Here is a 13,021-nt window from a genome sequence, read left to right as displayed (position 1 = left end):
TAGTTGTATGAACTGTATACCTAGATCATATGGTTGTAAAGTATCTTTATGTTAAACTAGTTTGAATTAATCAGACTAATAACGGAGCGAGATTGCAAATGGATGCTATCGACCGCGTAGTAGAGCAATGGGCAAAGGAAAAGCCTGAGTTAGAAACTGAGCCAATGGCAATGATGGGCCGGATTATGCGTATTGCCAAGTATATGGAGACGCAAGTTGCCGAGCTGCATAAAAATTACGACATGAAACTTGGTGAGTTTGATGTGTTGGCAACGTTGCGACGTTCTGGGAAGCCTTATCAACTGACGCCATCAGAACTGATCGGATCGATGATGCTGACATCAGGCGCAATGACCAATCGCCTTGGTAAACTAGAAGCTAAAGGGCTGATCCGTCGTGAGCACAGCAAAGAAGACAGACGCAGCGTGAGTGTTCAGCTAACCAAAGATGGTATTATTCTGATCGACCAAATGATGACTGAACATGTCGAAATGCAGAAAAAATTGGTTAAGTCATTGTCTGCGAGCCAGAAGAAGAACACTAACCAACTTCTAAAAGCATGGTTGAGTGCTTACGAATAATTTTTAGGTGACTGAGTAGGGTACGACTATGGACAGTATTCAAAATAATACGGAAAAAACAGATATGCTTGAGAAAGTAGAGCGCGTTGTATTAATTAATGGATTGGAATATGAGGTTAGCGGAAATGTTCTTAATCTTAAGCTAGGCAGAGCGGGTGGAAAGGTAAAAATCAAATACGACTACGCGACGAATTCATACGTCTACAACTGTAATGAGTATGCTATTGGTTTTTCTAGTCTTATCCTCTTCGTTCTGTCGTTCAATACTCTGTATCAAGTTGATCACCAAGCATGGTCTGGTTATGTCGCGGGTTTGATGTTTGCTGGAGCAATATTCAATTTGATCCAATTAGTGCTATCTCACGTCCAAATGTTAGACATTAAAGCACAGCTAAGAGAAGTCGGTATCTACCTCAAGTCTGGCGCGTAAGAACCTTTAGCATATTTTCGATCGTGAACAACTAAACAACTTAGCCAATTGCTGAGTAACGAGTGGTTAAGCTCTGCCATCGGTGGTTATATGTCCAAATAAACAGCGTTAACACCAATTCTTAGTGCTGTTTTTTACTTTCCTCTTACACACTTTTCTTATATCGAACCTAGTATCAAATTTCTCTTGGTTATACAGGCAAGCTTCTTATTATGAAGAACTTTTTCGATAGCGAGCTCATGCTCTCTAGCTCCTTGAACTTTGTTCTGCTGTCACTTGGACTAACGCTCCTCTTACATGTTCCAATTTGGTGTGGATTCAACCTGAGTCGGCGAAAATGGAAGCGTATGGATTATTTATGGCCGTTTTTAGCGGGTATCGGAATGCTTGGTGCCGTGTCTGAGATTCGAGCGAAGGTGGCGGGTGATTGGGTTGAAACCGAACAAACCAGAGCGGTGGCGATTTTAGAATCGGTTCAGCAGTTCTCTTTGGATAAGTTGAGAAGTGATACCTGTACAGGTCAGCCATCTTTAGATAATCACGCTCAGCATCACGACGCGTGTTTGTGGTACTTGAATACGGCGATTACGTTTAAAGATGTCGATTTCACCTTGTTACCCAATGCATCGGATTTTACGGTTCCTGCGCCTAGCGTGTCGTTAGTTGAAAGTGATGCGGTGTGGGTGGATGGTATGCTGAGTCAGTATGAAAAGCAGAAAAACCAATATATAAAAACCAGAGAAGCTCAGGTGAAGCAGCCGCTAGAAAGTATCTTTTGGTATGTGAGTCCTTACTTAGTGTGTTTCGCGATTGCACTACGTCTTACTAAGGTGACAGCAGAGCTCAAGTTGGATAAATGCTCATAGTTCACTGAATGTTTGTAGTTCACGGTTCATCGCTATATCAATGGATAACTCAATAGCTAGGCAAGCGTATAACTTTAGGTAAGCGTATAACTAATAGGATGTGTCTGAATTAGAGATAAAAAAATAGCGTCAGTATTGAATTACTGACGCTATTTTTATGTTGGATCCAACAGTAGCGGAAAGTTGTTTATAAAGGTGGCTACTTAAATTGATATCTAACCGAAAGTTGTAATTGAGGGCCGTAAAGACCGTTGTTTTTGGAAGCAACTGCAAACACGGCTTTATCTGTGGCATGGAACCTGGCTCCAAACGTAAAGATTGAGTGCTCTCCGTTAGAACCTGCAAGTACGTGGGTTTCTACTCTTTGAGTGATCCATGCTCGAATACCCGCATTGAATTCGACATAAGTTTTCGTTTCTCCAGCTGCGTATGAGTTTTTGTTGAAATGGAGTAGCAGCTGCGTATTTAAGTCGATCCCTTGAGTTATTGGACCATAAACTTGAGGGCCGATGTACGCATCAAAGTTGCTTTCATCTTCGGCTGTGTTGGTACTAAGGCCGCTCAAAATCGCCAAGCTATCGTTGATGTCGCGTCCACCATCCACGCTTAACCCCATAGGCTTTGCTTGCATCCCAAGTTCTACAAAGTCCGTTGTGAAATTTGCCGCAGATATAGCTTGATGAGAGAAGAGGCATAGCAGTAGAGGTATTACATTTTTAATTTTCATATGACTTACAAAAGATAGTAATAGTGGAGTAAAGCGCTTGGTCATGCTTTATTTATTGTCACGCCAAAGCGATGAAGTTCTTCGAAAGTTAAGTCAAAGAAAATGTGTGTTCTTGTTGTCCATCTTGATTGTGCTGTATAGGGGGGCGATAACCCATTCCTTTGCTTGATGATTGTATATTAAACATAACTGCAATAACCAACAACGATTTTAATTTTTTTTTCTATCGCCCTATGTTCTGATTCTCACTTGAATTAATTGAAAACAGACAAGCGGTCTAAATTTCGTTTTAGGAACAAATGTATGAAGAAAATCGTTGGTTTAATCTTATTAGCTTCACTTACTGCATGCGGTGGTGGAGGCGGCGGTGGCGGTGCGACTAAAGGTGGTAGCAGCAGTGGTGGTAGTACTGGCGGCAGTACAGCGGTTTCTACTCAAGCGCCCGAGCGTTCTGTTCTTAAACTTAGCGTGGGTGATGTACAGAAATTGAGCTCTGTTGTTTTCTCATCTGCAAGCATTACTGGATTTGAAGCTCCAAGTCAGTCCAAATAAACCACTAGAAGGAACATAAAATATGACAAAGACACTATTACCACTAGTGCTAGGCGTTTCTTCACTTGCGACAATGGTTCATGCAAACGAAGATATTAATCTACAGGGCTACTATAAATCTAAGGCGGCGATAAAGTTCGCTGTAGATAAAATTCAGCAAAATAAAGTTGAATTTATGAATTTAGATAAGGCGCTTACACTTTCCCCTAGCACTTCTCCGCAAACTCTAGTTTCTATTGATGACCTCGCTAATTCTAAGCCAGCACACAGTGATGTATTTGTGTCGAAGGCTAAAGAGTTCAAATTAACCAATAAAGTGTGCGTGATTTCAAAAGATGGCGCGACGATTGCGTTCGAAGCTGATGATGGTGCGACGACTTGTGCCTTTGATTTAGATAAAGTACACAAAGCAATGGCGAAAACAACGGAAGATCTTGTTTTCTTTAAACGCTACGGAACCGGTGAAGAGACTCAATATACAATTGATAAGATTAGTCTTATTGGTTTAGATATCTCTAATACATTCTTGTACACATCTAAGGGTAAATTGCTCGGTGATATCGTTAAGGTTAAGACGAGCCCTGCCGGCAAGTACACTGTTGAACATTACGTGGATGCAGGCCCAGAAGACGGGACTAAAATTGGCTTTAAGGCATATCAATGGGCTGACGATATGGCCGATGGTCAGAAAGCGATAGTTAACTCTGTGTCATACCATTACGGATCGAAAGTTACGCTGGACAACAAAAAGACAGCGTTCCATTGGGCGATAAAGGATCATGTAGCGCCTTCTAATGCTAACGGTGATTTCTACTTTGCTGCAGCGGTTAGCCGTTTAGCGCGTTCATCTGTCGACAACAATATTGAGCAAAAGGATACGTACTCTAGCAAGGCCCCGTCTGATTTGATCGCTTATAACTTCAATAACGCTAATAAATTAGTTGGTCTGAGCCTTGATGCTTGTACGATTAAGCAAATTGCTGACGGTAAGGCAACGGTAACTTGGTACACTGGATTTAATCGAGGAAAGGATTGTTCAGCAACAGCTGCTGACCTTGCTGGTAAAAAGAAAGTGACCACTTCTACTCTTACGAATGATGGCAGTAAGAAAGTGTCGGTTGCTAGCTTGAAAAAAAGTGCGTCTGATATTCTTCAGGCAGTGGAGCTAGACTCTACATCAGCTTCTGGTTTAACGGATGCTGAGTTTACTGCAATGAAAGCGAAATATGATGCAGCGACAAAGCAATACAAAGACTTCAATAGCATTCAATTCTGGAAGTAGTTAACTCTAATTCCTAACTTTCTGAACACAAAAATGGGCAGTTTATCTGCCCATTTTTTATAACTGCAACGAATGACAAACCTCCCTTTAGCTTGGGGTTCAACTCGATATAGACAGTGCGAACGACAACAAGATTGGTAGGGTAACCACACTTAGGAAGTTGCCAAACAACACCATGGACGCGACCTTAGGGGGCTCGACATTGAACCTCTCTGCAAACAGGTAGTTCATCACAGCGGGTGGCAGCATGGTGAACAGTACCATCATTTGTAAGTGCAGCGTCGGCAGTGGGATAAAGAAGTAGATGATGGTAAAAGCGATCGCCCCTGTAAACAGGGATTGAGCCGTACACAACAAGCCGACCTTTAATCCGCTCAGTCTCAAGTTGACCATTTGCGAACCTAACGACAATAGCATGATAGGAACAGCAGCTTGCCCAAGCAGTGATGTGGCTTCGTAGATTGGATTCCACACGGTAATTCCAGACAGGTTGAGCGTCATCGCTAGTGCAGCCGCTAAGAAAATTGGCATCTTGAGGATCTGTTTGATCGGATTACCGTCGCTCAATAGCGCTAAGCCAACACTAATATGGACACATGCCGATACCACAAATAGTAATACCGCAGGGGCTAGTGCGCTCTCGCCAAAGGTATAGGTGAATAGGGGAATGGCTAGGTTGCCACTATTACGGAACATGTGTGGCGGAGCCCAAGCCTTGAAATTGAGCTTAAAGATCTTACAGATCGGAATCATCAATAAAGCAGGCACTAACACCGCGACCAAAGAAGCGGTTATGAGTGGCAATTGCTCTGTGTCGAGAGGCATGGTGGTCAGCGATGCAAACACTAGCGCAGGAATACACACATCCATATTGATGCGATTGATCGGTTTGAAATCGGGCTTGAGCCAACGACCGACCGCAAAGCCAGCACTGGCTAAAGCAAAAACGGGAAACAGAATGCTGATGACCTGTTCGAACATAGAATTCCTTTCTAGGTTTAGTACCTCCATTTAGCGGAGAAACGAATGTTTTAGAGATCGCTATAGATACGTATGAAATCGAGATGTATAAACATTAACCTATCAACATAATGACTTGGCGTCACCGAAGATCGTTGTCTGTCAGCGGTTAATTTACATTTCTTTGAATGAAGCACAAAAAAAGACCAGTGGCATCCGCAACGGGTCTTTAAAGGTTAGATAAATCTGGACGGGTTCTCTAATTAACTACGATGACCACTAAACTCGATTATCACCACAGCTGTAGGCAACGATCTGGCTGATTTCGCTCAGGCTACGACCTGATTGTTGCTGCCATTCGTTGAAGGCTTTACCCGCTGCCAGTTGTGCTCGCTTGGTGTTACGGCCGCTATCTAGCACATCGGTACTGCGTAGGTGCGCTTCAACATCCGACGACAAGATGAAGGTGTCTTTGCCCATTTGGCGCAGAGTGTAGGCACCAGTATTACCACCTAGCCGCTTGCCGTGTTTTTTCAGGTAATCCCACAGCTCGGTGATACGTTCTGATGGCCAGTCGGCAACCATTTTCGAGAATGAATCGGCTTCACGCTTGGCATTGTGGATCATGGTGGCGTTGGCAGGGATGGTCATCACTTTAGTGAGGTGGCGAATAATGCGCGGGTCTTGTGCTTTCTGTTCCCACATTTCATTCGGCAGCATCAGCATTTTCTCGATGTTGAATTCAAAGAACACCTCTTCAAATTGCGGCCATTTCTTTCTCACCACATTCCACGAAATGCCACACTGGAATACTTTTTCAGTAAAGGCGGCTAGCCAACGGTCGTCGGTGATTTGCGATAACTCGGCTTGGGAAAGGGGCGCACGAACAATCTTTTCGAGTTCGGCTGCTCCGCCTTTACGGTGAGCTGCACGTTGATAAATAGTGTCGAATTTTTCTTGGGTCATGAGGTTCCAAATTACATCTGTGTATCTTGAGTGTGTAGCCAATGCTTAATGATATGGGGTTGAATCTAGCAATTAAAACCAGTTTGTTGATCAAAACAAACTAGCAGAGCTTTAATTCCATCTGATACAAGGGCCATGTTTTACCATTGAACTCTTTTACGCTCGGCTCTTTGTCTACCACCTCAAAGCCCGCTTTGTCGTAGCAGCGTTTTGCGCCGTGGTTTTGCTTAAATACGGCCAAGGAGATGGTTGTGACATCAGGGATCTGTTTCGCCGCTTCTAATGCACTTTCAAGCATGGATTGCCCAAGCCCTTTGCCTCGTTGGTTTGGGTGAATCGCCACTCGGCAAAAGCGAAGCTCACTGTCTGACATTCGCTGAAATTCCATAAAGCCAAGCAAGTCACTGGCGTTTGAGTTGGCGTTCGAATCAGTGTTCGGTTCAGAGTATGACTTAGATGCAGAAAAGGTATAAAGCTCGACATGTGATTCTTGAGATCGTTCGATGATCGAAGCGGCTTCCAATGGCCAGCCAAAGGTTCGTCCGCCCCATAGAATGTAGTCTTCTTGGGATGTAAACCAAGTGATGATCTCTTCGGCGTCGGATGCTTTAAAGCGGTTTATTTCCATATCCTTCTCTCTTCTTTATCGCGTGTCTCTTTTTTTAAGCCGTTAAACTTCTTCGGCCAACTGATCAAGAAAGCCACGCATGTACTCGGTGCGCTTGTTGGCTTCTAATTTGGCGGATTCTGTATTCATGGTTTCAGCCAGCTTAAACAGTTTCACGTAGAAGTGGTCGACGCTGTAATGCTTGTCATCCAAGTCACGCTGCTTCGCAAACGGGTCTTCGTGGTTATACAGCTCGGCGTTAAAGCTTTGACCTACGTACAGGCAGCGAGCGATACCAATCGCACCGAGAGAATCTAGGCGATCTGCATCTTGAACAATCTGTGCTTCCAAGGTTTCTGGTGTGATGTTGGCGCTGTAACTGTGAGTGACAATAGCGTGATGGATTTCGTCGAGGTAGGACGCAGGATACTCGATAGATTTGAGATAAGAGACCGCCTTGTCAGCTGCCATCTGTGAGCTTTGGGCTCTGTCTGGGTGGTTCTTAGGGAAGGTGAAGCAATCATGAAGGTAAGCGGCAGGAAGAACGACCTCAAGCTTAGCCTGTTCTTGAGTACACAAAACCTCAGCAGTTTTGACTACTCGCTTGATATGGCTGATGTCGTGCGCGGCATCCTGTGTCATCTCTTGCTGAGCAAAATCAAGCAGTTGGCTTTCAAATCTTTTAATCACGCGTCCCTTTCTCCATCTGTAGACGTTATCAATCTTGCTTATCGATTAGTATCGTTTCATATCGACTGTAACAGTTTCTTGCGCGATATTTTATCTTTATAAAAGGAATATAAACAAAAAAACCGACTCAGTGAGTCGGTTTAATAGAGAGGCTTGTCTACGTATTTTAGGACGAGATAGATAAAAGTATTATCAACGGTAATTAGAGCTTAAGCGACGGCTTGCTGAAGCTGCGCTAACACATGATGTAGGGAAGGGCTGATCGTGTGACCAAGCGCTTTCACTTCGTCACATGGTTCTACCAAATCTGGGATCTGGAAGCTGATCATGTTGGCTGCCATAGATGCGCGAATACCGTTGTTTGAATCTTCAAACGCTAGGCAATTTTCAGGATCAACACCTAAGCGCTCTGCCGCTAGCAAGTAGATCTCTGGGTGAGGCTTACCATTGGTGACTTCACAGCCTGTGCTTAACGAAGCGAAGTAAGAATCTAGGCCAGCCAGTTCAAGCTTCTTTTTCGCGATATCAAGCTGAGTGGAGGTCGCTACCGCGATTGGAATGTCGTTTGCTTTGAGCCATTCAAGTAGTTCGATAACACCATCTTTAACTGGGATTGCTTGGTGCTTAACAACCGCATTGTAGCGAGTGCGCCATTCGGTGTTCAGCGCCGGGTAATCTAACCCTTCGCCGTAGCCCTTTCTAAAAATCTGTTCGATGGTTTTTGCGTTACAACCAATGATGCCTAAGTAAACATCTTGCAAGAACGGAACATCTTGCGCGTGACATGCTTCTTCAAAAATCTGCATACAAAGTCTCTCGGTGTCGAGTAACAGTCCATCCATATCAAAAATAGCAGCTTGAAAATTCATATCCGTGGTTCTTTATGTGTTGTCATCGTGAGGGCGAGTATTTTGACATAGTGTCTCGGGATAGGCGAGTCAGTGTTCAGTAAGAATATGCTTAGTTAGATAGGAAGTATGCTTCTGAATGACTTTGTATGTGATTGATTATGAATGAAATAATATCGTTAAGTTATGAATCTGGCACTTTATAGGTCATACCGTTCTAACAGTCACAATAATGGTTATCGTCCATAACAAATTTAGATTTAGAGTCTGTCTTCCTATTACATTTCATAAACTTACGGTTCAGTTAGCGTGACCATAATCTTAGAAAAAACAATTTGTGAGAGTCCGCAATCATAGTGTGACCAAGCGATAAGTAAATAGCGGAACTTAGGGACAAAATATCATTAGTCCACATTTTTATCAGGGTTGCTTATGTTGTATTTTGAGTTTCTATTTTTATTAGTCGTACTTTATATCGGGTCTCGGTATGGCGGTATTGGCTTAGGTGTTGTTTCTGGTATTGGCTTGGTTATCGAGGTGTTTGTCTTCAAGATGCCACCAACGTCTCCACCTGTCACCGTAATGCTGATCATCCTCGCTGTTGTTACCTGTGCTTCTATTCTTGAAGCGGCTGGTGGCTTGAAATACATGCTGCAAGTGGCCGAAAGGGTACTGAGAAAGAACCCGAAACGCGTCACTTTGATAGCACCGTTCGTGACTTACTCGATGACTTTCCTATTGGGTACTGGTCATGCGGTTTACTCCATCATGCCTATCATCGGCGATGTTGCACTGAAGAATGGTATTCGTCCTGAGCGCCCAATGGCGGCTGCATCTGTTGCGTCGCAACTGGCGATTACTGCATCTCCAATCTCGGCAGCAGTGGTTTATTACCTCGCGCAACTTTCTGATATCCAACACTCTATTACTCTGCTTTCTATTTTGATGGTGACGGTTCCTGCAACGCTGTTCGGCACACTTTTACTTTCTCTGTATAGCTTGAAACGTGGTAAAGAACTGAACGACGACCCTGAATACCAAGCGCGTCTAAAAGATCCTGAGTGGAAAAAGCGCATCGAAAGCACCACTGCGACGTCTTTGGATGAAGTACTTCCAACTTCGGCTCGTAATGCAGTATTGATTTTCTTATTGTCGATTGTGGTGATTGTTATCGTGGCGATGGTGCCTGAGATCAGAACCATCGTAGACGGCGATAAGCCAATTAAGATGTCGGTGATCATCCAAATGATGATGCTCTGTTTCGGCGGTATTATCTTGCTGGCAACCAAAACCGACCCACGTGACGTGCCAAATGGCGTGGTATTTAAATCGGGTATGGTGGCAGCGATTGCTATCTTCGGTATCGCTTGGATGTCGGATACCTATTTCCAATACGCAATGCCTCAGTTCAAGTCGGGCATCGTGGAAATGGTAACTAACTACCCATGGACGTTTGCACTAGCGCTATTCATTGTATCGGTTGTGGTGAACTCGCAAGCCGCTACTGCACGTATGATGCTGCCTGTTGGTCTTGGCTTAGGACTAGACCCAGCCCTGCTTATCGGCTTAATGCCAGCGGTTTACGGCTACTTCTTCATCCCGAACTACCCATCAGATATCGCTACGGTTAACTTCGATGTCTCTGGTACCACCAAGATTGGTAAGTGGTATTTCAACCACTCATTCATGTCGGTTGGTTTAATCGGAGTAGTCGGTGCATGTTGCTTAGGTTACGCACTCGCACAGATTTTTATCGCTTAATTAAGCGATAGCGAGATAACAAACAAAAACAGCGCCTGAATTGGCGCTGTTTTTGTTTAATCTGTCTTGGGGATTAGCTTTGATAGGAGCTCTTAAGCAGTATTAACGAGGCTCAAAAGCCAAAGACTGAATCGCTTCTTCGATCGTCAGGAAATGGATCTTCATCAGGCACACTTCTGCCTTCTGGAACTCGTGATTTCGAATCAGGTTGGTCACGCTTTCAACTGAATAGTGCTCAGGTTGTTTCGTGAGAGACAGTTGATTTGAGCTTGATTCAAGCGAGTAGCTATCGCCCACTGAATCAATGAGGTAATCCTCTTCGCCCAAGATCATGTCTGAGCATTCTGCTTGAAATTCGTGTTCGGATGCGACGTAAATAAGCTCATCGTCCCCGTCGAGTTTTACCAAAGATGGCCAACTGATCATTACTGCCTCTCAATCATGGATGTTGAAGTGTATGTCTGGACTATAAACACTTTTCGCTGATGGATCATCTCTTAGCCCTAACGACTCTAACGTTACTTACTTAGAGATCGACCCAACGGCGCGAAGTAACCTTGCAGCGCTTTATTAATTTCTTTGCGATGCTTGAGGTCTGGATAGAGAGGGAACATATCTGGTTTGGTCGTGCCATCGACTAAGTAAGCATTCTCGATATCTGAGCAGGATTCAATCGTAGCTTCAAAGGCTCGCGCCATCATTTCTGTTGGTAGTGAGAAGTAACGGGCCGACATCGCTTTGTCGGCAATAACACTTCGCGCCACGTAATCGTGTTTATCTAGGTTGTTGTCATTGAGTAGTGTGGCATCAAACACAGACATCAAACTTTCGTTTAATGGGTGAGGCCTTACCTTTCTATCATGTAGCCAACAGTCACTGGCGAACAAGATTTGCTTGCGAGGACCGGAGGTGTCACCAATCTCAAACGCCTTTTCGGCAATGTAGTGGTCAAATGCATGCCAGAACTCATGCGCTAACGCACCAGCCCCTGCGTTTTTAGCGAGGGCTAACTCTCTTTGATTTGGTGCGTAGTGTGCTTGTACACCTTTTCTGCCACCACTGCCGAACGCTAAGCCTAATGTGCCACGTAAGCCAATCGCTTCTGGTGGCAAAGCCAAGATGTAAGCCAAGTCTGCTAACGAGTCGAATATCAGATTTGCAGCGAGCTCTTTCTCTTCTTTCGTTACCCAAGCGCCTACACGAATGCTGCCCATACCGAAGGTCTGTTTGATGTCCATAAATGACACCTGATCGCCATGTCGGTAGTCTGGGCCTTTGCGCGTTTTGTATTTAAAGTGGGTTAACTTCAAAAGGATCCTTGGAAATAGATGTAGTTTAGCGCTGCTGTGTGGTGCACAGGGTGAAGTTGAGAAAGTTAGCACCTTTGTCCGTAAATTACCGAACAAAATGAGTGAGATTGTGTTCGAAAGCCTCCCATGAGGTTGGGTTACCTTCGTGGGTCAGTGGAAATAGTGACCTATTTGGTTTTGCATAGCTTAAACGATGTAGCCTCTGCGTGACATGATAGCTGTCTAGCCCTGAAATCGTGACTAAATCTAACGCTTCTAAATCTAGGTAGCCGTCTGGCATCACAGCACGTTTTGGTGCGTGAATCGAAACAACTTCACCAATCCACATTTGAGTTTGGTTACTTTCAATTGTTATCTGCTCTTTGAAGGCCAAGCCTATTTTTAGAGGGCTTTCCAAAACAAACGGAGCAGGGAACACATCATCGTAATAAGGCGTGAGACCGACCGCGTTAAATTCTGAGACTGATTTAGGATAACGAGCGGAAGTTTGATGGGCTTTTTGAACAAAGCCCGCCCCGATACTATTGATAGTGAAGTGTTGAGTTTCTAGGATATTTTCTAGTGTATGACGGCGACTTTCCGCAGGCCGGATGATGAAGCCAAGTAAAGGGGGATTCGACCCCAAATGAACCACGGAGCTCACTACTGCAAGATTTTCTAGCCCTTGCTTGTCACAGGTGCCAATAAGGTTGGCGCTTTTAAACCCTGATAAGGAGTTAATTAAACGAGCGCGCTCACGCTGGCCCATTGCTTTGATATCTTGTCTTGAAAGGGTCATTGCCTTCATATCTTCTCTTCTTCTCACTTTTATTTTCGACGACTTGTTTACTAACCAAACTAAAACATATCTACGCAGCATCGCTTTGTTCCGATCATCCAGTTTGAATAAGTGGTAGTGAAAGGAGGATTCTTTTAGAAAATTGTAGTTTTCTTGAAATTAAATGTGACACTGTAGCTTAATTTGTTGTTGCAGCGGTTTGCTATTGAGCGATACCATGTACGGCTATTTCTTTGGTAAAGATGTAATTATGTCAGATGAAAAGCTCGCGCTAGAGTGGATGCGCCAACAAGCGCATAGAATTGATCCATATGTTATAAATCCATCATTTGATGAATGCGTTGAGTTGCTTGAGCCTGCCTTTAAGAAGGGCAAGAGTGTCGCGCAGCTAAAATATCTATTATCAGAAGCGGATCGCCGAGCGGGAGCTGCCGAACGTAAACATGCTGCTTTAAAGTTTGCTAAAGAAAAAAGCCCAAAGGCAGGTCAAAACCTTCGTCTGCAAAGCAAACTTCAACAAGTTCAATTGGCATTAAAGTTAGCAACTGGCGATAACAACATGACCATATCGCAGTTCTGCTCTGAGTATGATGTCAGTAAGCGAGACGGCAACGAAGCGTGGAATGAAAAGTTGGTTGAGCAGAATAATAAGAAGTGATTTCG

The 13,021-nt window shown here is 44.1% G+C and carries 16 protein-coding genes; 7 read left to right on the top strand and 9 right to left on the bottom strand.

Features of this window, described 5'->3' with window-relative positions; genetic code table 11:
- Window positions 1–98: 98 nt before the first annotated feature.
- The 3 genes from ACED25_RS17995 (at window position 99) to ACED25_RS17985 (ending at window position 1,877) form a co-directional block, all read left to right on the top strand.
- A complete protein-coding gene (locus ACED25_RS17995; protein WP_371695812.1) occupies window positions 99–581 on the top strand; it encodes a MarR family winged helix-turn-helix transcriptional regulator in 483 nt (160 codons plus the stop codon).
- Between the two features lie 28 nt (window positions 582–609).
- Window positions 610–1,011: a hypothetical protein gene (locus ACED25_RS17990; protein WP_371695811.1), complete on the top strand. Its 402-nt coding sequence runs from the start codon at window positions 610–612 to the stop codon at window positions 1,009–1,011.
- Window positions 1,012–1,358: 347 nt separating this feature from the next.
- Window positions 1,359–1,877 carry a hypothetical protein gene (locus tag ACED25_RS17985; protein WP_086051367.1) on the top strand — a complete coding sequence of 173 codons (519 nt, stop codon included), beginning with the start codon at window positions 1,359–1,361 and terminating at the stop codon, window positions 1,875–1,877.
- A 199-nt stretch (window positions 1,878–2,076) separates the two neighbouring features.
- Here ACED25_RS17985 and ACED25_RS17980 read toward each other — a convergent pair whose 3' ends face one another.
- On the bottom strand, window positions 2,077–2,604 hold the full coding sequence (locus tag ACED25_RS17980; protein WP_371695810.1) for a hypothetical protein: 528 nt from the start codon (window positions 2,602–2,604) through the stop codon (window positions 2,077–2,079).
- A gap of 303 nt (window positions 2,605–2,907) precedes the next feature.
- Between ACED25_RS17980 and ACED25_RS17975 the strand changes: the two genes are divergently transcribed.
- Complete coding sequence (locus tag ACED25_RS17975; RefSeq protein ID WP_017103481.1) at window positions 2,908–3,156, top strand: hypothetical protein; 249 nt, start codon at window positions 2,908–2,910, stop codon at window positions 3,154–3,156.
- 22 nt (window positions 3,157–3,178) lie between these two features.
- On the top strand, window positions 3,179–4,438 hold the full coding sequence (locus ACED25_RS17970) for a hypothetical protein (RefSeq protein ID WP_017103482.1): 1,260 nt from the start codon (window positions 3,179–3,181) through the stop codon (window positions 4,436–4,438).
- A 99-nt stretch (window positions 4,439–4,537) separates the two neighbouring features.
- Here ACED25_RS17970 and ACED25_RS17965 read toward each other — a convergent pair whose 3' ends face one another.
- From ACED25_RS17965 to ACED25_RS17945, 5 genes are all read right to left on the bottom strand, one after another.
- A complete protein-coding gene (locus tag ACED25_RS17965; RefSeq protein ID WP_009846185.1) occupies window positions 4,538–5,419 on the bottom strand; it encodes an AEC family transporter in 882 nt (293 codons plus the stop codon).
- Window positions 5,420–5,677: 258 nt separating this feature from the next.
- The gene (locus ACED25_RS17960; protein WP_135383090.1) at window positions 5,678–6,364 is read right to left on the bottom strand and encodes a DNA-3-methyladenine glycosylase I; all 687 of its coding nucleotides are present in this window, start codon (window positions 6,362–6,364) and stop codon (window positions 5,678–5,680) included.
- Between the two features lie 100 nt (window positions 6,365–6,464).
- On the bottom strand, window positions 6,465–6,992 hold the full coding sequence (locus ACED25_RS17955) for a GNAT family N-acetyltransferase (RefSeq protein WP_135383091.1): 528 nt from the start codon (window positions 6,990–6,992) through the stop codon (window positions 6,465–6,467).
- Between the two features lie 42 nt (window positions 6,993–7,034).
- Complete coding sequence (locus ACED25_RS17950; RefSeq protein ID WP_371695809.1) at window positions 7,035–7,661, bottom strand: HD domain-containing protein; 627 nt, start codon at window positions 7,659–7,661, stop codon at window positions 7,035–7,037.
- Window positions 7,662–7,870: 209 nt separating this feature from the next.
- Window positions 7,871–8,530 carry an HAD family phosphatase gene (locus ACED25_RS17945; RefSeq protein ID WP_017103485.1) on the bottom strand — a complete coding sequence of 220 codons (660 nt, stop codon included), beginning with the start codon at window positions 8,528–8,530 and terminating at the stop codon, window positions 7,871–7,873.
- Window positions 8,531–8,941: 411 nt separating this feature from the next.
- Between ACED25_RS17945 and ACED25_RS17940 the strand changes: the two genes are divergently transcribed.
- On the top strand, window positions 8,942–10,270 hold the full coding sequence (locus ACED25_RS17940) for an anaerobic C4-dicarboxylate transporter (RefSeq protein ID WP_004732879.1): 1,329 nt from the start codon (window positions 8,942–8,944) through the stop codon (window positions 10,268–10,270).
- A 102-nt stretch (window positions 10,271–10,372) separates the two neighbouring features.
- On the opposite strand, the gene ACED25_RS17935 is transcribed toward ACED25_RS17940, so the two are convergent.
- The 3 genes from ACED25_RS17935 to ACED25_RS17925 form a co-directional block, all read right to left on the bottom strand.
- Window positions 10,373–10,696 (bottom strand): DUF4144 domain-containing protein, encoded by a 324-nt coding sequence (locus ACED25_RS17935; RefSeq protein WP_009846192.1) that lies wholly within the window; start codon window positions 10,694–10,696, stop codon window positions 10,373–10,375.
- 92 nt (window positions 10,697–10,788) lie between these two features.
- Window positions 10,789–11,580 carry a CLCA_X family protein gene (locus tag ACED25_RS17930; RefSeq protein ID WP_102249912.1) on the bottom strand — a complete coding sequence of 264 codons (792 nt, stop codon included), beginning with the start codon at window positions 11,578–11,580 and terminating at the stop codon, window positions 10,789–10,791.
- An 85-nt stretch (window positions 11,581–11,665) separates the two neighbouring features.
- Window positions 11,666–12,367 carry a flavin reductase family protein gene (locus ACED25_RS17925; protein ID WP_371695808.1) on the bottom strand — a complete coding sequence of 234 codons (702 nt, stop codon included), beginning with the start codon at window positions 12,365–12,367 and terminating at the stop codon, window positions 11,666–11,668.
- A 241-nt stretch (window positions 12,368–12,608) separates the two neighbouring features.
- Between ACED25_RS17925 and ACED25_RS17920 the strand changes: the two genes are divergently transcribed.
- Window positions 12,609–13,016: a hypothetical protein gene (locus ACED25_RS17920; RefSeq protein WP_026012354.1), complete on the top strand. Its 408-nt coding sequence runs from the start codon at window positions 12,609–12,611 to the stop codon at window positions 13,014–13,016.
- Window positions 13,017–13,021 lie beyond the last annotated feature (5 nt).

Origin of the sequence: Vibrio sp. 1F263 (genome assembly GCF_041439035.1) — a bacterium.
Taxonomy (GTDB): Bacteria; Pseudomonadota; Gammaproteobacteria; order Enterobacterales; family Vibrionaceae; genus Vibrio; species Vibrio tasmaniensis_A.
Note: the sequence above shows the minus strand (reverse complement) of the source record. Positions and strands in the feature narration are given on the sequence as shown.